Genomic DNA, 20671 nt, shown 5'->3' with positions numbered 1-20671 from the left:
CGATCGTCTGTCGGTAGCCTGTTCATTTCCTGTTGATAATGTTGATGGCCGGAACATGGGCAATTTGAGGTTGCTGAATCGACTTGATTGGTTCGCTCGAAAAAGTTTCGCCTGAATAATTTTCAGTTTCCACTTTACACAGCCTTGACGCTTCTTACGATGATCGAATAGCCCTCTGGTAGAGAGCGATACCCCTTCTATAAAGCTACGTTTATATCGATGTATGCGCCTTTACTAGCTTTTATGCCGGATCACTGGATCTCATCCTCTTATCATCATCCAGGAGAATCGTATGTTCGAACCGACTCATTCAGGCCGCCCCCAAGTTAGGAAACTAGACCGCCAACCCGCATTTACGCTGGTCGAATTACTGGTTGTGATCGCGATCATCGGCGTCTTGATCGCGCTCCTTTTGCCGGCTGTTCAACAAGCTCGCGAAGCGGCTCGGCGAATGTCTTGCAGCAACAATCTAAAGAACATTGGCCTAGCGCTGCACACCTATCACGACACGCACAACTGCTTCCCGATTGGTCATCACTATCAAGGCCATTGGGACGGCGATCCGCTTAGCTCTGAAGGGGGCACCGGCTTCGGCTGGGCGACGGGACTGCTTCCCTACATTGAGCAGGGCAATCAGTTCGAGCGATTCGACTCGCGCTATCCGGCTGGTGAAAATACGATCACCGGCAACCGAACCGTTTGCCAAACGCCGTTGAATCTTTTCAGTTGTCCTTCGGACACCAAGCCGGCGCAATACGACGAAGGAGCGATCCCCAACGCCGCGACCAGCAGCTACCAAGGCGCCGCTTCCGCCTATGACAGCTATCCCAACAACGCCGTCGGCAGCGTCCCCAATCGCGATCGCTTCAACGGCGTGTTTGATCGGACCAATCGCGGTTTCATCGCTGGACTAAAACATATTCAGGACGGAACCAGCAACACGATCATCGTTGCTGAGACGAAATGGGAGATGGACGACAATCGGCGAAATCGTTCACGCATTTACGCCGGCAATGACATCGTCGACTACGCCAAAGGGGCCAGCAACGCAGTGTTGATCAACGGCCAATGGGCGATGAATTGGACCCAAAAACAAGGGAATCCTCAGCCGCATCGCACCGCCGGCAGCTTTCATCCAGGCGGCGCAATGTTCGGTTTTTGCGACGGATCGGTTCATTTCGTCAGCGAAACGATCGAGCATACGGCGACGGCCTGGACCAACGCGAACAACGCCTATGACGCGCCAAATGGGGGCGTCGGCTACGGCGTCTATCAGCGACTCTTCTCGATTTCCGATGGTTTGATCGTTCCCGAGATTTAGGATACGGAACCCCGCTAATCTCGGCGATGTCGTTGGATCGTCCGCCGCTGTGCTGCGCGGCGGACGGTCACTCGCGGTCGGATCTTCATTCCATCATCCGTTGGGAACCGTCCTATGTATTTCCAAACGTCTTGTCTTGCGTCTGCGTCTCTTGTTTTGCTTCTCCTTGGTTGCGGGCCGCGTGGAGACAAAGAGATTGTCGAAGTCGAGGGAACGATCACCCTTGACGGACAACCGTTGCCGGGCGCGACGGTCCTGTTTGTCCCGGGAAAAAGTCGCCCTTCCGGCGGCCGAACCGACGAGAACGGACATTACGAGTTGCACTACACCGACCGTCAAAAGGGAGCTCGCATCGGCCTTAACCGGGTGCAGATCACCACCGCGCAAGGCCCCTCAGAAACGGCCGATGGTCAACCGATCGCGGCGATTGCGGAGCGTATTCCCGCCCAATATAACGCTGCTTCCACATTGCAGTTCAACGTCTCCGGCGATCAGGCGAATGTGGCTGACTTCGACCTTTCGTCCCATTAGTCTCCGCCGGAAGGGCGAATCTCGAAATCCAGCCGGGGATAAGTTGTCAACATTCGGTCGATACCCGGTTGATGGTACGTTAATAGATTGCGTAAACCCCGGCCAAGACATGCTTTGCGTTGCCTCAAAGGACCTCTCGCGCTCTTTGAGAACTTTGGCGAAGGTTTCCGCCAAGATTTAGCGATTTCGGCGGCCTGACGGCTTTGGGGTTTGAGAGCTATTGCGTCGCTTGGATCTTCAAAACGGCGGCGGTAAGATCAATTCTCGCGAGTATTGGGGTCGTATTTCTCACGCTGGCGTTTTGGGCGACAAGCTGGAGGCCCCCTTTTCAGTACTTTCGCGCCAATTGACATGCGGATTCGGCCGCACGTAAAATGGCGGGTTTCTCCCTGGGCGCGAAAGATCGACAGGGAGGGGTGATCTATTTCTTGTTCGCGGTCATCGCCGCAGTAGGAGACCTCATTGGAAGAAGCGATCCAAAAAGCAGATGTTCTGATCGAAGCGCTCGGCTGGATTCGTCGGTTTCGTGACAAAATCACGGTCATCAAACTCGGCGGCAGCGTCATGGAAAATCCGGACGCCCTGCGGCATGTGCTGATCGACATCGTCTTTATGGAAACGGTCGGCATGTGGCCGGTCGTCGTTCACGGCGGAGGCGCATCGATTAGCCGCGCGATGGCCGCCGCAATGATCGAGCCCCGCTTCATCCATGGTCGCCGCTATACCGACGACGCGACGCTGAAGATCGTCGAAGAAGTTCTCGCCGGCGAAATCAACGAAGACATCGCCCGCAAGATCGAAGAGATCGGCGGCCGCGCGATGAACTTGAACTTCAAAACCACCAACGTGCTGTTCGGCGAGAAGATGCAGTTGGAAGGTCCCGCAGGGGAATCGCTTGATCTGGGGCATGTCGGCGCGGTCACCCGCGTCGATCGAACCACGATCGAAAACCTCTGTTACGCCGGGCAAGTGCCGATCATTCCGTCGATGGCGATTGACGAAGCGACCGGCCAAAAGCTGAACGTCAACGCCGACACCGCCGCCAACGCGGTCGCCGAAGCGCTGGGCGCCGAGAAGCTGGTCTTTTTGAGCGACGTCAACGGCGTTCGCACCGACAAGGACAATCCCACAACCTTGGTTCACTCGCTTGATGGCGAAAAGGCCCGTTCGATGATGGCCGATGGCCGTATCGACGCCGGCATGATCCCCAAGGTCGAAGCCTGTTTGCAGACGCTCGATCGCGGCGTGAAGAAGATCCATATTATTGATGGCCGCCTGCGTCATTCGCTGCTGCTGGAGATTTACACCAACATGGGCGTCGGGACCGAAATCGTCCATTAAGCTGCGTCGCGCGAACTTTATGGTTTGCGGTCTGTCCCTCTGCTTTCCATTTTCATCCGTGCCTGGAGGCCAGATTGATGTCGACCACGCAAGACCGATCCAACGTCGGCCAACTTAGCTCTGCCGATACCGCCGAGCTATTCAAGCAATACGTCGTACCCAACTACGGACGATATCCGGTCAGTCTGGTCCGCGGCGAAGGCTCGCGCGTCTGGGACGCCGAGGGCAAAGAGTATCTCGACTTCTTTCCCGGCTGGGGCTGCAATCTGCTGGGGCATTGTCCCGATACGATCGTCGCCGCCGTTCAAGAGCAGATCGCGACGCTGATTCATGTTCCCAATAGTTGGCTGATCGAAGCCCAAGGCCAATGGGCCAAACTGTTGTCCGAACGAAGCTTCGGCGGCCAGGCTTTCTTCTGCAACAGCGGAACCGAAGCGAACGAAGCGGCCATCAAACTGGCTCGTCTGCACACGCCGCCGCAGCGCTATAAGATCATCACCTTCCAAGGCGGTTTTCATGGGCGCACCTTTGGCGCGACCTCGGCGACCGCGCAGCCCAAGTATCACGAAGGGATCGGCCCTCTGCTCGCCGGTTTCTCCTACGCTCCGTTTGGCGACCTCGAAGCCGTCGCGCAGCTGATCGATGATCAAACCGCGGCGATCATGGTCGAGCCGATCCAAGGCGAAGGCGGAGTTCGCATTCCGCCCGAAGGCTTTCTCGCTGGTCTGCGTAAACTGGCCGACGAACACGAGCTGCTGCTGATCTTCGACGAAGTGCAAACCGGCTGCGGACGAACCGGACATTGGTTCGGCTATCAGCATTTTGACGTAACGCCCGATATTTTGACGTTGGCGAAAAGCTTGTGCGGCGGAGTCGCCGGCGGCGCGTTGCTGACGACCAAAGAGATCGCTCCCAGCTTGCGTCCCGGCATGCATGCGGCGACCTTTGGCGGCAACCCGATCGCCGCTCGGGCCGGCATCGCGGCGATCGAAATGATCGAGCGCGACAACCTGCTGGAAAACGTCGCCGTGCTCAGTGAGATCTTCCGCGAGCGGATGACGGCGCTGCAGGCCGAGTGCGATCTGATCCAAGAGGTCCGCGTGATCGGTATGATGATCGGCGTCGAACTCGCGATCGAAGGCGCTCCGGCGGTGAAAGCCTGCCTGGAGAAAGGGCTGCTGATTAACTGCACGCAAGGCAACGTCATACGGCTCTTGCCGGCGATGAACCTGACCCCTGAAGAAGTTCATCAGGGTTGCGATATTCTGGTCGACGTCATCAAGAACATGGCGCCTGCCTCCTAAGCGAACTCCACTGACCAATCGCCGCGGTCTTTTGCAAAGTCGCGGCGATTTGCTTTTCTCCTCTTCCGTGATTGGCCGACAAGTTTTGGCTGTTCCGATTCGAAGCGAGTACCGTTATGCGAAACCTACTCTCCCTGTTTGATCTTTCGACTGCCGAAATGGAGTCGATCTTCTCGATCGCCGCCGACCTCAAAGCAAAGCTCGCCAAAGGGATCCGCGAGCCGCTGTTGCAAGGCCAGGTCATGGGCCTGTTGTTTGAGAAGCAGTCGCTGCGAACTCGCGTCAGCTTCGAAACCGGCATGGCGCAGCTGGGCGGATCGAGCCTCTTTTTGGGAGAAGATGTCGGCTGGGGAAAACGAGAAGCTCCGCAAGATTTCGGCCGCGTCATTAGCCAGTATCTCGACGTAATCGTCTGTCGGGCCAAGTCGCACGAAAAAGTCGTAGAGCTAGCGACGCACTGCACCTGCTCGATCATCAACGGCTTGACTGACCTGTTTCATCCTTGCCAGGCGCTGGCCGACCTAATGACGGTCCAGGAAAGCTTTGGCAAGCTGAAAGGGTTGAAGATCGCCTACATCGGCGACGGCAACAACGTCAGCCGCAGTCTGGCCTTGGCCTGCGCCAAGATGGGCGCCGAGTTCATGATCGCCTCGCCGAAGGGTTACGAGCTGGATCAACCGTTTCTGGTACGCGTTGATCAGGCCTGTCCTGACGCCGTGGTCCAGCAAACCAACGATCCCTTTGAAGCAGTCGACGGCGCTGTTGCTGTCTATACCGACGTCTGGGCCAGTATGGGTCAAGAAGCGGAACAAGCGAAACGCGAAGTCGATTTCGCCGACTTCCAAGTCAACAAAAAGCTGATGGACGCCGCCGCCCAAGAGGCGATCTTCCTCCACTGCTTGCCCGCCAAACGGGGACAAGAAGTGACCGACGAAGTGATGGACTGTCCCACTTCACGAATCGTCGAGCAAGCCGGCAACCGCATGCATGCCCAAAAGGGCGTGTTGGTTTGGTTGGCCAATCAGAATGGCTAAGCCGTCGCAAAAAAATTCGAATCACCTCTCCCCAGAAAGCTAACATGGCCCGCCACGACGGACGAAAAGCGAATCAGCTGCGCGAACTGAAAATCAAACGCCGCTTTACCAAAAACGCCGCAGGCAGCGTCTTGATTCAAACGGGCGCGACCACCGTGTTGTGCACCGCCAGCGTCGAATCGAGCGTTCCCCCGTGGCTAAAAGGGAGCGGCAAAGGTTGGATCACCGCCGAGTACAACATGCTCCCCGGCAGCACCCCGACCCGCAAGTCGCGTAAAGTCGACGGCCGCACCACCGAGATCCAACGCTTGATCGGTCGCAGCCTGCGGGCCGTCGCTGACCTAGAAGCGCTCGGCGAGCAGATGATTACCGTCGACTGCGACGTGCTCGACGCCGACGGCGGCACGCGCACCGCCAGCATCACCGGCGCGTTCATCGCTTTGGTCGACGCGCTGCAAACGATCGTCTTGCCCGATCCCAAAAAGTTCCCGCTGGTCGATAGCGTCGCCGCGGTCAGCGTCGGCCTGGTCAACGGCGCCGGAGCGCTCGACCTGGACTATATCGAAGATGTCGACGCCGCGGTCGACATGAACGTGGTGATGACCGGCAGCGGTAAGTTTGTCGAAGTCCAAGGGGCAGGCGAAGAAGCGACTTTCACCGAAGAAGAGCTGATGAAGCTGATCCAACTGGGTAAGCACGGGGTGAAAGTGCTGACCGAAGCCCAGGCGAAGGCGCTGGGGAAGAAGTGGCTGTGGTAGCGGACATTTATTTGTAGGTTGGGTGCAGCGGAGCGAAACCCAACATCGGCCGCGATGATCGCCCGTTTTGCGGTAACCCAAAAGTCTGCACGGCGTTATCCAAAAACTCGATTCAAATCTAACGTGAGTTCCTTGTCTCGAACGTTCAGTGAGACATGCGAATCGCTGGGAATCAACGTGGACTGGAAGGCGGAGCCCTTGTCGGTGTAAGCGTACCGCTCTAGACATTGATCCGAGATATTTACAATCCAATACTCCTGCACGCCAGCCGTTCGATAAATATCAGCCTTCGCTCGATCTCTTTCGAGCGACGTATCGGCCACCTCGATCACGAGTCGACAGTCGGCGCCGTTGGGATGGCGATTGCGAAAGTCAGCGTGCACGCCTAGAACGATCGCAATATCGGGTTCGGGTTCACTTCGCTCGGAAGTAATGGGAAGTTGGCATTGGCAGAGGCAGCCCTCCGGCAATTCACGTAAGAAGAATTCGTTGAGTAGGCGAACAACGAAACCGTGAATGGGCCGCTGATTCATTTTCTCGACAATCCATCCTTCGAGTAGCTCGACCCGATCCTCCGGAGTCAAAACACCAATTTCACCGAGTTGATGATACTGTTCAACAGAGAATCTTCGCAGCGGCAATGGCGGCGCGACCGATGTGTTGAGCTCAAGTTGTGAGGCCATATTCTGTGTTTTCGTTCCCAGGGCCGAATTCGATACTCTACTTTAACGCCCGAACAGGAAACAACCGAGTCACCGACCGTTGCTTCAATCACCCGATTCAGCCGCCGCGTCATCGGCTGAAATCTTATCCGTATTATGGGAAGTCTTTCCTACAAAGCAAGAAAATCGCGTGCCGAGAACGGTCCGTTGAACGTGGGAATTCACGGGCTATAAACTTCGCAAGTACAAATGGGTAAAATACTTACGAAAACCGCGAATGCTCGGCAACGATGGCCCAAGCTCTTCATGCACTGGGATCGAGCATCGTAAACTCTCGCCAATCCCAAAGAAAACAACACGCGGCGAATCAACGCGTCGAGCGGCTTTGATTTTCGAGTCGAGGCAACGCGATTTGAACCCGTCCACAATCAATTCAATATTCGGATCGCGCGTCCCGTCATGCTTAACTGACCCAAAAAGTAAGGCGGAACAAGTTCCGCCTTATTTCATCGATTCGTGACGTTTCACGCGGTCTTACACATCCAAGTTCCGCACATCCAGCGCGTGCTTCTCAATGAACTCACGCCGCGGTTCGACCTTGTCGCCCATTAGCACGCGGAACATGTCGTCGGCCGCGCTCAGGTCTTCCATCGTTACTTTCAGCAACGTACGGTTGGCCGGGTCGAGGGTCGTTTCGCGGAGTTCTTCCGCGTTCATTTCGCCCAGACCTTTAAAGCGGGTGATCTGTTGTCCTTTTTCGCCGAAAGCGCGAATAGCGGAGACCAGTCCGCGGAGGTCTTCGATCCCTGATTCTGATTCGCCGCGACGCAGTTTGTAACGCGACTCTTGCAGGCCGGTTCGCTCTTGAGGAATGAGCGATTGGATGTCGAAGCCCATGCCGTTCAGTTCGTCCAACTGAATGTTGATCGTGCGAACTTCGTGCAGCTCGGTGATGTGCGGAATCTCGGCCGGGTGACCGTTTTCTTCGACCTTGTCGGTGGAATTGGTTTCCGCTTCTTCACCGCTGACGGCTGCTTCTCCGTCGGCCGGCGCTTCGGCTGGTTCGTCCGATTGGCTCTCGGTGACCAAACCTTTCTCGACCAGGTATTCGTCCAGTTCTTTGCGGGTCGTAAACCATTCCTCGGTGATGCCGAAGACCAGGTGAAACACCGGCAGCTTGGCGGTTACCGGATCTTGGCGCACCGCATGAATCTTCAGCGAGATGCCGCGGCGCTCCAGCGCGATGATCGCTTCTTCGAGCGCGGCTAGCGAACGGCAGAGACGCTCCATCTCGTCACCGATGATTTCGCGGCCTGACTCGTCGACAAACGACGCGTCTCGCAGACCATTTTCCAACAACCGCGTCTTCATCTCTTCTTCGGTCTGGATGTAGGTGATCTGCTTTTTGCGGGTCACGCGGAACAACGGCGGCTGCGCGACATAGACGTGACCGCCGGAGACCAGCGAATACATCTGGCGATAGAAGAAGGCCAGCAGCAGCGTCCGAATGTGCGATCCGTCGACGTCGGCATCGGTCATGATGATGACCTTGTTGTACCGGCGTTTGTGGATGTCTTGTTCTTCACCGATTCCGGCGCCGATCGCCTGAATCATGCTTTGCACTTCTTCGTTGGCCAGCACTTTGTCTTCGCGCGACTTGTAAGCGTTGATGATCTTACCTCGCAGCGGCAAGATCGCCTGAAACTCTCGCAAGCGTCCTCCTTCGGCCGAACCGCCGGCCGAATCACCTTCGACCAGGTAGAGTTCGCAGATCTCCATGTCGCGGCTGATGCAGTCGCGCAGCTTGCCGGGAAGTCCGCCGCCGCCGAGCGCGTTCTTGCGACTCCGCATCATTTCGCGAGCCTTACGAGCCGCTTCGCGAGCCTGACTGGCCAAGATCGCTTTGCGAATGATGAGCTTGCCGATTTTCGGGTGTTCTTCCAGGTACTTGCCGAGGAATTCGCCAACCGCCGAGTTGACGATCCCTTCGACCTCGCTGTTACCCAGCTTGGTTTTGGTCTGGCCTTCAAACTGCGGATTCGGCACGCGGAGCGAAATCACGCAGGTCAAACCTTCGCGGAAGTCGTCGCCGGCCAAGGTCAGATCCTTGAGCAAGCTTTCCTTTTTCGCGTAGTTGTTCAGCGTGCGCGTCATCGCGGTTTTGAAACCGCTGACGTGCGTTCCCCCTTCGTGCGTGTTGATGTTGTTCACGAACGAATGGAGGTTTTCGGTGTACTCTTCCGAGTATTGCAGCGCGATGTCGAAGCCGACCCCTTCCGAGATCCCTTCGAGCGAAATCACTTCGGAGTGAAGCGCGGTCGAAGCGCGATTGAGATGCTCGACATATTCAACGATGCCGCGCTCGTACTGGAACTCGCCCCCTTCGTCGTTACGCTCATCTTTGAAGATGATCTTCACGCCGCGGTTCAAAAACGCGAGCTCTTGCAAACGTTTGTAGAGCGTGTCGTAGTTGAACTTGCTGACATTAAAAATCTGACTGTCCGGCTTGAAGCTGGTTTTGGTTCCCCGCTTCTTGGTCGCTCCACCTTTGCGGATCGGACCTTGGGGAACGCCGCGCTGATACTCTTGCTGCCAGATCGAGCCGTCGCGATGGACTTCGACTTCGCACCACTCGGACAGGAAGTTGACCACCGTCACGCCGACTCCGTGCAGACCGCCGGAGGTTTGATAGGCGCCTTTGGAGAACTTGCCGCCAAATTTCAGGACCGTCATCACCCCTTCCAGGGTTGAGACGTCGCGACCGACTTGCTCGGTCAATTGCGGGTGAAGCTCGACCGGAATACCGCGGCCGTCATCTTCGACCGTCACCGAATTGTCGTTGTGGATCGTGACTGTGATCGCCGAGGCGAACTCGGCCATCGCTTCGTCGATCGAGTTATCGACAACTTCGTAGACCAGGTGATGGAAACCGCGAGCGCCGCGATCGCCGATGTACATGCTCGGGCGTTCACGCACATGCTCCAGATCGGACAAGTGTTCGAGGTCGCCGGCGCCATATTCCGAATTGGCTTTGGCCATTTCGGTCTGCTTGGCGGCTTCTTTGTTTTCGGGTTCTGAGTCAGGCAGCGGTTGAGTCGATTCTTCAGTCATGGAAAGTCTAATCGTTTCTACTAGAGAACGTCCTTGTTCGGAAGGAAGTATGTCCGAAGCGCCGAATGCGTCACAAACTGCGACGCGTGCGCTGATTAATTGATGCGGCCAACTTTGATGCGAATCTCCTCGATTCGACGGTCCGGCAGCGCAGTTTGCAGTTGTTTTAGGATTTCACGTTTTTGGAAGCTGATCGCTTGCGAGATCGCCGAGTTCTCAACCCAAACCTCCAACTTGCCGCGATTGATGTTGCCGGCGCGACTATGCGCGGCGAACGCGTCTCCGGCCGCTTTGCTCCACGCTTCTTGCAAAGCGTCCGCCGATTGAACCTGGGCGTAACCGCTGCGAGCCATCAGCCCGGCGACCAGGTCACCCATCGCTTGCGGTCCGCGCTGGCCGGATCGATCGTCACGTCGTGGTTTCATGTGTCTCTTTCACAAGTCGGCAGGCCGACCAGGTTGCGTCCTAGCGATCGCGAGCCAACGGCATGACCACATAGTCATAATTGTCATCGGTCGAGAAGAGAGCGGCGCTGTCGGCGTCCTGCAAGTTCAACGTGAACTGCCGTTCGCCATCCAGCACTTTGTAAAAGTCAGCGACGTAGCGATGATCCATCGTGATTTCGACCGGGTCGCCGTCGTAGGCGATCGGAAACTCGACGTGCGATTGTCCGACCTCGGCGGTCGTGCTGGACAAGACGGCCGAACCGCCGCCAAAGGTAAAGTCGATGCCGCGACTTTCGTCCGACGCGACAATCGCCGCTTGTCGCAATGCGGCGAACGCCGGGCCCACCGTCAGCTCGATCGCTTTGGCGTCTCGTTTTTCCGGCAACACGTCGCGCCATTTGGGGAAACGCCCTTCGACCAGACGAGCGTAAATCGTCGCGGCGCCGACCTTGACCAACACGTCGTTCGAGCGAGCCGCAATCTGCACGGTCGCTTCCAAGTTGGTCAGCGCCTTCTCGATCAATTGCATCGCTCGAGCCGGCACAATCGTCATCACTTCGCTGGCGCTTCCGTGTCCTTCAATCGCGACGGCGGGTCCGCTCATCTTTGAGAGTCGGCGTCCGTCGGTTGCGACGGCGGTCACTTGATCCGCTTCCATTTCCAGCAAGATACCGCCTAAAGCGTACCGACCGCTTTCGCTATCGGCGGCGAACAACGTACGACGAATTAGTTCTTTCAGGGTGCGCGCCGAGAGTTCGTGGTACTTCGTTTCGGTGAACGAATGGACCGCCGGAAACTCTTCGGGGTTTTCGGTCGACAGGGTGAACTTGCTGCGCTCTCCCTGGACGATGGTCCCCCCTTCCTCGCGGGTGATTCGCAGCTTCTCATCACTCACTTCCCGCAAGATCGACCCAAACCGCTGGACCGGCAAGACAATACTGCCGGGCGCTTCGACTTCGACTCCAGAAACTTCAATTCGAACGCCGACTTCCATATCGGTGGCCATCATGATAGCGCCGCTTTCGGTTGCGTCGAGTTTGATGTTTTGCAAAATCGGCTTCGGACTACGCGAAGGCGCTACGGCGGCTGCGGTTTGAAAGGCTTGCTGGAACTGTTCCCGATCAAATGTGATTTTCATTGGCTCGCCGGTTCTCTTCTGTAATATCTTTTTAAATGTAAGCAGTAGTAGTAAGGCGACGCTTGCGATCGTCGATACTTGCCGCTCGACCGCAGTTTCGACTCGTAAATCGCCGAGTCGGATCGCTCTACTACGCGGTGGATAAGTAGGCGCGCAAACGTTTTTTTTGCGGCGCTAGCGTGTCTCTAAACAGCGTGGATGCGACAACGAATTTTCGCTTGTCGCTAGCGGCCGAATCTATCGACATTGCGCGCCGCTTGCGCGCCAGGTTTTCCCCATCGCAATTTCGAGGTTCGTGATTCATTGCGTCTGCCGTTGGATGAGTCGTTCGAGTTCGTCCAAGGCCGACTGGGTCGACGCTTCTCGTTTTCGCCGCGTTTCTAACTTCTGAATCGAGTGCATGATGGTCGTGTGATCGCGCCCGCCAAAATGCTTGCCGATCGCGGCGAAGCTCGACTTGGTCAACTTCCGGGCGAGAAAAATCGCGGCGTCGCGAGCCGCGACGATCGACTGTCTGCGCGACGGTCCGCGGAGATCGGTGATTTTGACTTGATAATAACGGGCCGCCGCCGAGGAGATCGCTTGTAAGCTCGGCGTTCGACCGGTCACCTTCACTGAGATAAAACGTCGCGCCGCCAACGAATCGATTCGCCGCATTTTGCCCAATTGCGGCGTCGAACCAAACTCGCGCGCGAACAGTTCTAGCAGCATCCCCTGCAGCTCAGGCAAATTGGTCGAAAACGCTTCGGCCAACTGCTTGGCGGCGGCGGCGGTCATGTCGACCTGGTGCTGCATCGCGAAATGGAGCGCCAACGCTTGTCGCGTCGCCGCGCTGGGGGGTTCGACCGGCACTAGCAAACCAGACGAAAGCCGGCTTACCAAACGCCGCGACAACGAGAAATTCTCAAGCGGATTGCCCACGCAAGTCGCCAACACCAACCGATCACTCGCGATCAATTCATCCAGCCGCAGCACGAGTAGTTCTTGTGCCGAAGGAAAGTTTGCTAGCTCATGCAAATTGTCAATCAGCAGCGCATCGACCGATTGCCATATCGACATAAAATCGACAGGTTCTCCACGGCGTGCGGCTGTGGTGATCGTGCGGGAAAAGTCTGCGCCCGTTGTAGTTACGACTTGAGAATCGGGATGCGACTGTTTCCACCGCGCCAGCAAACCGGCCGCTAAATGGCTTTTGCCGGTCGCCGTCGGACCGTAGAAAACGACTGGATTCCAGGGAGGATGAGGGTGATCGAGCGCCTCGACAGCGGTGCGGACCAGACGATTTTCGGGCCCACCCAGGAAACGGCGCACCGCTCCACTTGGCGTCGTCTCAGTGGACGAGCCATCGTGCGCACTAGGCGCCCAGGGTAAACCGATGGCGAAAACGTCCGTATTCACCGAGACTCCGTTGACGGCCAAAAGATGCGGCCCCAAAAGACGTGCTGCTATGTACACGCGATGAGCTTTTTTCCAAGCCCGGATTATAGCGGATTTACGGCCAGATGAATAGCCTTAAGCGGGTTGCAATCGCCCGAAATCTATCGGCGCAAATCATTGACACACTTAGAGATACGACGCAGCGCTTCCAGCACTTCGTCGCGAGTCGTGTCGCGACCCAAACTTATTCGCACGGCGCTTTCGATTTGCTCGTTTTCTAGCTGCATCGCGATCAGCACGGGGGACCGCTCGCTCGACCCGCTGGCACATGCCGAACCGGTCGAAATACAAACCCCAGACATGTCGAGCGCCATCACCAACGCTTGGCGATCGATCCCTGGAAACGAGACGCTGACCGTATGCGGCAGCCGCGCCGAATCGGCGCCATGGATCACGCAGCTTGGATCGATCTGGCGCAGCGCCGCTTCCAACTCTGTCCGCAATCCGACTAGTGCTTGGTACGACGGCGCCGCTGCGATCGAAATTCGCAGCGCCTCGGCCATCGCGAGTCCCATTTCGATCGGTTCGGTGCCGGGGCGCTGAGCGAGCTGCTGCCCTCCCCCATGCAATTGCGGCGAAAGCTGCACGCTATGTCGGACGATCAGGCCGCCGACACCGCGGGGTCCGTGCAACTTGTGGGCGGTGATGGTCATCGCGTCGACTTGGAGTTCGCGAAAACTGACCGGTATTTTTCCGACGGCCTGAACGGCGTCGGTATGGACTTTGACCCCTTTTTCTCGGCAAATCGCGGCGATCTCGGCGACCGGTTGCAGCACGCCGGTTTCGTTGTTCGCCAGCATCACGCTGACCAGTTGCGTCTGGGGCGTGATCAGTTCGCGGAAGTGCTCGACATCGACGACACCGGTTCGCAAAGCGGCGATCGTTTGCACGTCGTAACCGCGAAGTCGCAGCAAATCGGCCGCGGCCGAGACGCTGGGATGTTCGATCGAGGAGAGGATCACTCGGCCCGGTTGAGGCTTTACCAGGCCGAAAATCGCAAGGTTGTTCGACTCGGTTCCACCGCTGGTCAAGAGAAACTCATCGCTGGCGAAACCGGCGGTTTTTGCCCCTAAACCGGCTAGAATTTGTTCTTTCGAGCGTTCTAAAGCAGCTCGCGAACGGCGTCCTAATGCGTGCTGACTTGACGAATTGACGTAACCGTGCGAAAAGGCTGCGCCTAGCAACTGCGCAACTTCCGGCGCTAATCGCGTTGTCGCGTTGTTATCGAGATAGATGGGATCCGCGCTGGTCAATTGTTCGATTCCTGAACGTCGCCGGGGGAAGTTTTCGACGTTTCCGCCGCCGGCGTTTGGTTCGCTTGGGGCTTGGAATCGCCACTTTTCACCGGATCCTCGGTCTTTTTTGGAATGACGACGCCGACGCTGCTGAGTCGTTCGATCTGTTTGCGGCAGTCAGCAGCAAGTAGCGTCTCGCCTGCGGCTTTGGCGCCGTCTTCCGTTTTTTGATAGTTGGAAAGCAAATATGCGGTCAGGTTGATCTGCGCGAAGAGGGCGCGATCGTCTTTGTTAAGTGATGGGTCGATCGGTTTCTGGCGAGAAAAATCGACCATCTTGTCGATCAACTCAGGCGCCATCCAATAGAGCTTCAACTTGGCCGCTTGTTCGACTTCGCTCCACAGCATGCCGGCCAACAGCGGATTGGCCTCGCTCCAGGCATACAAATCGACCCGACTATTTTTATCGCGCAGATAGTCGGTCAAGTTTGAAGGCATTCCTTGCCACTCACGGTCGAGCTCGATCAGATCCCACTCATCTTCGGGCGTTTGCAGCGGCGCTTTGCTGATCCAGCCTTGTTGGACCAGCAGTTGCGACAATTTTGGGGTCTCGTCGGTGTAGCTGGTTCTCCCTGCCTGCGTGCCGATCACCGGCAGACGTAATGCGATAAATCGACGAATGCGGAACCCGGCCGGATGAAACTGCGTTCCGCTGACCATCATGAATCCGCCAGAGCAGACGACGAACAGGACGAATGCGATCACGACGCTGAAGACGATCAACGGAAACATGATCGGCCAAGTTCGCCCAGCGCCGGGCGTCGGCTTACGAGGAAAAGTAGGGGAATTCGCCATCGGTGCAGGCTCTATGGTTCACAGAGTAAATAGGTTGGATCAGGCCGCTAGCGGCGGTGTGGGAACAAATCAGGGGTACGGAAACAGGAAAAAAACGGCGTCTCGGCGGAAAAACGTATTCTCGCGTAACGCCCATCCTCCTAAGATTTTGCGCTGCGTCCAGAATTGTAGAGGATAGAAAATACGTGAGTCACGAGTCTTCGGCGTCCGTCACATTGCGATCATTGGTGATGCTGGCGTTCTTAATATTTTTGCCTGCCGCGGCGCTTGCGCCGGATGGTTTGCAGCGCGTCGTCGCCGCGTTTCAGCCGCCGAAACCTGCTCCCGGGGTGACCAGCGACACGTCGGATAAACATCTCGGCAAGCCGCAAGTTCGCACTCCGCTGCGCGAAGAACCGATCCGCCGTGATCCTGCGTTTCCGTTGGCCGAAGATCCGTTCGCCGAAGCGGGCCCATCCCCCGGTTCCGACAAAATCGTCCCGGTTTTTGATGAGCACGGCCCCACCTTAGGGAAGGCCCTCGATGGCATTTTATCACAGCGGTCCAGCGAATTAGAGCAGCAATTGCAGCAAATGGGGGCTTCCTACTATCGGCTCGAAGCCTGGGGTGAGAAACCGCGGGTCTACCGCTTTCACTGTATGGCGAAAGTGCGGGTCGCCGGCAAGGAAGAGTCAAAACGGTTTGAGGCGACCGCCCAGCACCCGATCGACGCGATGCAAAAGACGCTTGATTTGCTCCGCGATTGGCATGATGAGCTGAAATCTCGCGATGATTCGCAATCTCGCTAGAATAGCGACCAGTCGTTTGTCCTTCTCTCGGTTTGGCCAAAATCCCCGCAATGCCTACTCGACTTCGACTTCAAACGCATCGGCGTCGACTTGTAAGCGGCGCAACTTCGGCCTGGCCGCCGAAAATCCGCAAGAACCATCGCCCTGGAAGCCGAATAAAACGCCGGACTGCTCCTGCGAAGAAATCCGAAAGCAAATTTCGCGATTCGCGGATGCAGCGTTTGGAAGCGATTTTGTTTTTGGCGCGAGAACCCCTTTCCAGCCGCAAATTAGCCCAACTCGCCAACTTGGCGGACGGAACCGAAGCTCGTACACTAATCCGTTTCCTAAATCGCCTGTATGACGCGGCGCATCGCGCTTTTCGCGTTGAACAGTCGGCCGGCGGCTTTCAGTTGATGACGCGACCCAAGTTCGCTGACTGGATTCGCCGATTAGGAAATCAACCGGTTGCGTCCGGGCTCAGCTCGCCAGCAATGGAGACGCTAGCGGTCGTCGCTTATCGGCAGCCTGTTTTACGGGCTGACGTCGAAGCGATCCGTGGCGTGAATTGCGGAGAAATGCTTCGTCAATTGATGGATCGCGACCTGGTGAAAATCAGTGGACGAAGCGAAGAGCTGGGACGACCTTACCTGTACTCCACAACCCGATCATTCCTGCGTATGTTTGGGTTACGGAATTTAGACGATTTGCCTCGAGCGGACGACTTTCGCCGTCCGATTGGGGATTGGAATACCGACGAAACTAAAACACCCAATATTGAATCGACGGCCGAAGGCCGTGCGGAGTGAAAAGGAGCTTAACGTGTCGATCACGCTTTTTCCCGAAGTTTCTCGCACCGCGGAAGAGGAATTGTCGCTGACTCTAGCGCACCCGCTTGCGCAAGCGCCGATCGAAGACGAGGAAGATGACGATGTCGAGGATGAAGAATACGAAGAAGACGATGAAGAGTGGGAAGAGGAAGAAGACGACGATGAAGAGTATGAAGAAGTAGAGGACGACGAGGAAGAAGACGACGACGAGGAATACGAAGACGACGACGAAGAGACCGAGTGGGAAGAAGTCGAAGACGATGACGCCGACGAGGATGATGAAGAAGAAGAATACGAGGACGACGAGTACGAAGACGAAGACGAGTATGAGGACGACGAAGATGATGAAGAGGAAGGAGAAGAGTGGGACGACAGCGAAGAGTAATCTCGCTTAGTCACTCTCTGGACTTCCCGTCCGCTCGCTTACTTACCAGTAAAACAAACGGCCTTGGCGATTTCGCCGAGGCCGTTTTTCGTGGAATCGTTGCTCGAATGTCAAAAATTGGCCGTCGCGCCTCATGGATGTTACGATTGCGACCAGCAAAATAGAGGCCGGTTCAAACTCCAAAACGCAATGCCTGAGGCGAATGAACGATGAATGCGACTGACGATCACTCTCTCACCATCACGTTGCGGATTCCTGGGGCTTGGTCCGATCCAGGCGAGCTTCTGCAACGTTTGCCGGCTGGATTTCATATGACGCCGGAAACGCTGTCCTTGCCCGATGGTACGCAGATCGAATTCTTTCCGATGCCGGCGGATGACCAGTTTGTCCAGATCTTTCAATCCTCTTGCCGGCATACTCCTACCAGTGAAGAGCGCGCGCTGATTTCTCGTTACACGGTCAACATCGGTTTGAGCGGGCCCGGCGGCTCATTAGAAGCAGCGCAGGTGATGATGCAAGCCGCCGCCGCGATCGTGCAAGCCGGCGGCGCCGGAGTGTTTGTGGATAACAGCGCACTGGCCCACGGCGGAAAAGATTGGATCAAAATGACCGAAGATGGAAGCGGCGATGCGATGAGTTTCGCGTTTGTTTCTATCGTTCGCGGTCCGGGAACGACCTATACGCTGGGGATGCAAACCATGGGATTTGCAGACCTGCTGATGAACGCCGCCGACATCGATGAGCAAGGCGACACGATCATTGAGATCATGCGTTACATTTGCGACGAAATTAAACCGGTCGAAGTAGGCCATCTGTTTGCCGATGAACAAGGGCCCCGTTTTCAGGTCGTCGCCAAGACCAGCGACGACTTCGACGCGCAGAGTCCCATGCACAATCCCCACGGACGGTTGAAGATCGTCAGCGTGAAAGATCTCGCGGACAGCAACTGACGGGTTACCACGGGGCCGACGCAGATGAAGATTTTCCCCTAGGTGAACCTGCAGCTGCTGCTAGCTGTCCCCTTCCCGTTGGCAAAGCTTAACGCCGTGGGCGAACTTCTCGATCTTCGCCCGCTTCGCATTCCGATAGAACGCAGCATGTCGCACCCATTTCTCATCACGCTCTGTTGTTGTCCGCCGGCGGTCTCCGTCTGGGCAGAATTTGCGCATGGTTAGCGATAACAGCTGCAACCTGTGAAATCCGGATAGGCTGGGACCGCTGTCTCAGCCTTGCTTTGTTTCTTGACCGTTCGTTTCCGCTTTGAGGTCTGATCGTGGAACCCGCCGCTTGGCTCACGTTGGGAGTTGTCCTGGTAGCGTTTGTCGCGATCGTGAAAAACTGGTCGCCGCCCGACGTGGCGCTGTTGTCGGCTGCGGCGCTGTTGGCGCTGACCGGCGTGATCACTCCGGCCGACGCGTTTGACGGGTTCTCCAACGCCGGCATGTTGACGGTCGCCTTCTTGTTTGTGGTCGCCGCCGGTTTGCGCGAGACCGGCGTCCTCGACTTTGTCGGACAGCGCTTATTAAACGGCGCCCAGTCCGAACGTAGCGTGTTGACTCGCTTAGCGGCGATCGTGATCCCTGCTTCGGCCTTCTTGAACAACACGCCGATCGTTGCGATGTTTTTGCCGATCACGCTCGATTGGTGCCGCCGTCGCAGCGTTGCGCCCTCAAAGCTGTTGATTCCACTGTCGTTTCTCGCGATCCTCGGCGGTACCTGCACGTTGATCGGCACGTCGACCAACTTGGTTGTCCATGGATTGATGATCAAAGCGGGGATGCCGGGGATGGGTTTGTTCGAGATCGGTATGGTCGGGCTTCCCTATGCGGTGGTCGGCGTGATCTATCTGCTGACGATCGGGCGACGCTTATTGCCCCAGCGCGTGGAAACGATGGAACAGTTTGGCGAATCGCGGCGCGAGTACTTGGTCGAAATGCAGGTACCGGCCGAAAGTCGCCTAGCCGGCAAAACGATCGAAGCGGCCGGTCTGCGTCACTTACCGGGACTCTTTTTGATCGAGATCGATCGCGGCGGCGACATCGTCTCGCCGGTCGATCCGCAGGAAAAGTTGCGAGCCGGTGATCAGCTGGTGTTCACCGGGATCGTTTCCAGCGTCGTGCAATTGCAGCAGATCGACGGTCTCGCGCCAGTCGACAAAGCGGCCGACCTGTCGGCCCGCGAGTTGACCAAGCGACAAATGTGCGAAGTGGTGGTCTCGGCCAATTCCCGCTTGGTCGGTCGCAGTATTCGCGACGCCGACTTCCGCGCCGCTTATGGCGCCGCCGTGTTAGCCGTGCATCGCGCCGGTCGTCGCATCGAACGAAAAGTGGGTGATATCGTCCTGCAGCCAGGCGATACCTTGTTGCTGCAAACGCCTTCTCACTTTGCCAGGGCTCATCGTAATGATCCGGCGTTTTATCTGGTCAGCGACGTCCAGCAGTGGCGCCCCTTGCGAAGACATCGCGCTTGGATCGCGCTGCCGCTGTTCGTCGCATTGATCGTTGTGATGACGACCGGTTGGATCTCTACGAATGTCGCCGCCGCTTTGGTCGCCGCGGCGATGGTTTACGCCGGCTGCATCTCGGCCGGCGAAGCGCGACGGAGCATTGAATGGCAAGTGTTGATCACGATTGCCGCCGCGTTTGGAATCGGCGTTGCGATGGAAAAGTCAGGCGCCGCCATGGCGATCGCGGAAACGTTGGTCAGCGCGACCGAAGGCGCCGGGCCGATCGTCGCGCTGGCGGCCGTTTACATCACCGTCTCGATCCTGACCGAACTGATCACTAACAACGCAGTCGCAGTGCTGATGTTTCCGGTTTGCTTGAAGATTGCCGAGCTGAGCGACGTGAGCCCTCGCCCTTTTCTGATGGCGCTCGCGTTGGCGGCGTCGGCCAGTTTCATGACGCCGATCGGCTACCAAACCAACATGCTGGTCTACGGCCCCGGCGGCTATCGCTTCGGCGACTTTTTGAAAGTGGGCGCCCCGCTGAATATCTTGTTGGGGGTGATTGCCGTGATCTTGATTCCGTGGATTTGGCCCTTCTAAGCAGAGTAGGTCGGGCCTTGGCCTGGCGAAGCGCTGGTCCCCAGGTGAATTATCCAACGGCGCTAGTCCGCCAAATCATCCAAGCTCAGTTCTTCTTCCTCTTCTGGTTGAATAACAATCCGCGGCGCTACTGTAATAATAATCCGCGGCGTTACTCTACCAAGTTTGATCGGCGGTTGGCCTACTCCCAAAAAGCGCTCTTCGTCTCCAACGATGGTGGTCCCCCAGACTTCCGGCCATCGCGGCGGGTACTTATACATCAATACGAGACTCTCATAGTCGGTATGCTGCCGATAGCGACCATTGGTTGGGCCGGGGACCGATTTTTGCCAGAGCCGTTTCGAGACTTCCGGCAGCGATAGCTGATCTGGTTTGCGCCAGTAACGATCGGCCGCGTCGGCGTTGGCGAACGTTGCTAGCAAAAGCAAAATTGAAAAGAGGATTCGCATCGGATTCTCCTGTTTCGTGGAA

General features: G+C 56.9%; 19 protein-coding genes. 11 read left to right on the top strand and 8 right to left on the bottom strand.

Features of this window, described 5'->3' with window-relative positions; genetic code table 11:
* The first annotated feature begins 292 nt into the window (after positions 1-292).
* The 6 genes from DSM3645_RS01835 to rph all read left to right on the top strand — a co-directional run bounded on the left by DSM3645_RS01835 (position 293) and on the right by rph (position 6289).
* The gene (locus DSM3645_RS01835) at positions 293-1321 is read left to right on the top strand and encodes a DUF1559 domain-containing protein (protein WP_002650285.1); all 1029 of its coding nucleotides are present in this window, start codon (positions 293-295) and stop codon (positions 1319-1321) included.
* 114 nt (positions 1322-1435) lie between these two features.
* Entirely contained in the window at positions 1436-1852 is a 417-nt protein-coding gene (locus DSM3645_RS27535) for a hypothetical protein (protein ID WP_050769281.1), read from the top strand.
* A gap of 462 nt (positions 1853-2314) precedes the next feature.
* Positions 2315-3193, top strand: coding sequence for an acetylglutamate kinase (gene argB / locus DSM3645_RS01825; protein WP_002650283.1), 879 nt, complete (start codon positions 2315-2317; stop codon positions 3191-3193).
* A 77-nt stretch (positions 3194-3270) separates the two neighbouring features.
* A complete protein-coding gene (locus DSM3645_RS01820; RefSeq protein WP_002650282.1) occupies positions 3271-4497 on the top strand; it encodes an aspartate aminotransferase family protein in 1227 nt (408 codons plus the stop codon).
* 116 nt (positions 4498-4613) lie between these two features.
* Positions 4614-5531 (top strand): ornithine carbamoyltransferase, encoded by a 918-nt coding sequence (argF, locus tag DSM3645_RS01815; RefSeq protein WP_040351991.1) that lies wholly within the window; start codon positions 4614-4616, stop codon positions 5529-5531.
* A 44-nt stretch (positions 5532-5575) separates the two neighbouring features.
* Positions 5576-6289, top strand: a complete 714-nt coding sequence (rph, locus tag DSM3645_RS01810) for a ribonuclease PH (protein WP_002650280.1) — start codon at positions 5576-5578, stop codon at positions 6287-6289.
* 95 nt (positions 6290-6384) lie between these two features.
* On the opposite strand, the gene DSM3645_RS01805 is transcribed toward rph, so the two are convergent.
* The 7 genes from DSM3645_RS01805 to DSM3645_RS30585 form a co-directional block, all read right to left on the bottom strand.
* Entirely contained in the window at positions 6385-6972 is a 588-nt protein-coding gene (locus DSM3645_RS01805; protein ID WP_002650279.1) for a Uma2 family endonuclease, read from the bottom strand.
* 513 nt (positions 6973-7485) lie between these two features.
* Positions 7486-10062, bottom strand: a complete 2577-nt coding sequence (locus DSM3645_RS01800) for a DNA gyrase subunit B (protein ID WP_002650278.1) — start codon at positions 10060-10062, stop codon at positions 7486-7488.
* 95 nt (positions 10063-10157) lie between these two features.
* Positions 10158-10487, bottom strand: coding sequence for a DUF721 domain-containing protein (locus DSM3645_RS01795; protein ID WP_002650277.1), 330 nt, complete (start codon positions 10485-10487; stop codon positions 10158-10160).
* A gap of 40 nt (positions 10488-10527) precedes the next feature.
* Positions 10528-11646, bottom strand: coding sequence for a DNA polymerase III subunit beta (dnaN, locus tag DSM3645_RS01790; protein WP_002650276.1), 1119 nt, complete (start codon positions 11644-11646; stop codon positions 10528-10530).
* Positions 11647-11946: 300 nt separating this feature from the next.
* Positions 11947-13044 (bottom strand): helix-turn-helix domain-containing protein, encoded by a 1098-nt coding sequence (locus tag DSM3645_RS01785; RefSeq protein ID WP_131282107.1) that lies wholly within the window; start codon positions 13042-13044, stop codon positions 11947-11949.
* 140 nt (positions 13045-13184) lie between these two features.
* Positions 13185-14336 (bottom strand): cysteine desulfurase family protein, encoded by a 1152-nt coding sequence (locus DSM3645_RS01780; RefSeq protein WP_002650273.1) that lies wholly within the window; start codon positions 14334-14336, stop codon positions 13185-13187.
* Positions 14333-15172 carry a hypothetical protein gene (locus tag DSM3645_RS30585; protein WP_161603271.1) on the bottom strand — a complete coding sequence of 280 codons (840 nt, stop codon included), beginning with the start codon at positions 15170-15172 and terminating at the stop codon, positions 14333-14335. Before DSM3645_RS30585 ends, DSM3645_RS01780 begins: the two co-directional genes overlap by 4 nt.
* A gap of 185 nt (positions 15173-15357) precedes the next feature.
* On the opposite strand from DSM3645_RS30585, the gene DSM3645_RS01770 reads away from it, so the two are divergent.
* The 5 genes from DSM3645_RS01770 (at position 15358) to DSM3645_RS01755 (ending at position 20200) form a co-directional block, all read left to right on the top strand.
* Positions 15358-15960 (top strand): hypothetical protein, encoded by a 603-nt coding sequence (locus DSM3645_RS01770; protein WP_002650271.1) that lies wholly within the window; start codon positions 15358-15360, stop codon positions 15958-15960.
* A gap of 212 nt (positions 15961-16172) precedes the next feature.
* Positions 16173-16748: an SMC-Scp complex subunit ScpB gene (gene scpB / locus DSM3645_RS27530; protein WP_002650270.1), complete on the top strand. Its 576-nt coding sequence runs from the start codon at positions 16173-16175 to the stop codon at positions 16746-16748.
* Between the two features lie 13 nt (positions 16749-16761).
* Positions 16762-17154 (top strand): hypothetical protein, encoded by a 393-nt coding sequence (locus tag DSM3645_RS30365; RefSeq protein ID WP_002650269.1) that lies wholly within the window; start codon positions 16762-16764, stop codon positions 17152-17154.
* Positions 17155-17363: 209 nt separating this feature from the next.
* Entirely contained in the window at positions 17364-18104 is a 741-nt protein-coding gene (locus tag DSM3645_RS01760) for a hypothetical protein (RefSeq protein WP_002650267.1), read from the top strand.
* Positions 18105-18427: 323 nt separating this feature from the next.
* On the top strand, positions 18428-20200 hold the full coding sequence (locus DSM3645_RS01755) for an SLC13 family permease (protein ID WP_002650266.1): 1773 nt from the start codon (positions 18428-18430) through the stop codon (positions 20198-20200).
* 62 nt (positions 20201-20262) lie between these two features.
* Here the strand turns inward: DSM3645_RS01755 and DSM3645_RS01750 are convergent, their stop codons facing one another.
* The gene (locus DSM3645_RS01750) at positions 20263-20649 is read right to left on the bottom strand and encodes a hypothetical protein (RefSeq protein ID WP_002650265.1); all 387 of its coding nucleotides are present in this window, start codon (positions 20647-20649) and stop codon (positions 20263-20265) included.
* Positions 20650-20671 lie beyond the last annotated feature (22 nt).

The organism is Blastopirellula marina DSM 3645, assembly GCF_000153105.1.
GTDB lineage: Bacteria > Planctomycetota > Planctomycetia > Pirellulales > Pirellulaceae > Blastopirellula > Blastopirellula marina.
The sequence above is the reverse complement of the archived record's forward strand: the minus strand, read 5'-3'. Positions and strand labels throughout refer to the sequence as shown.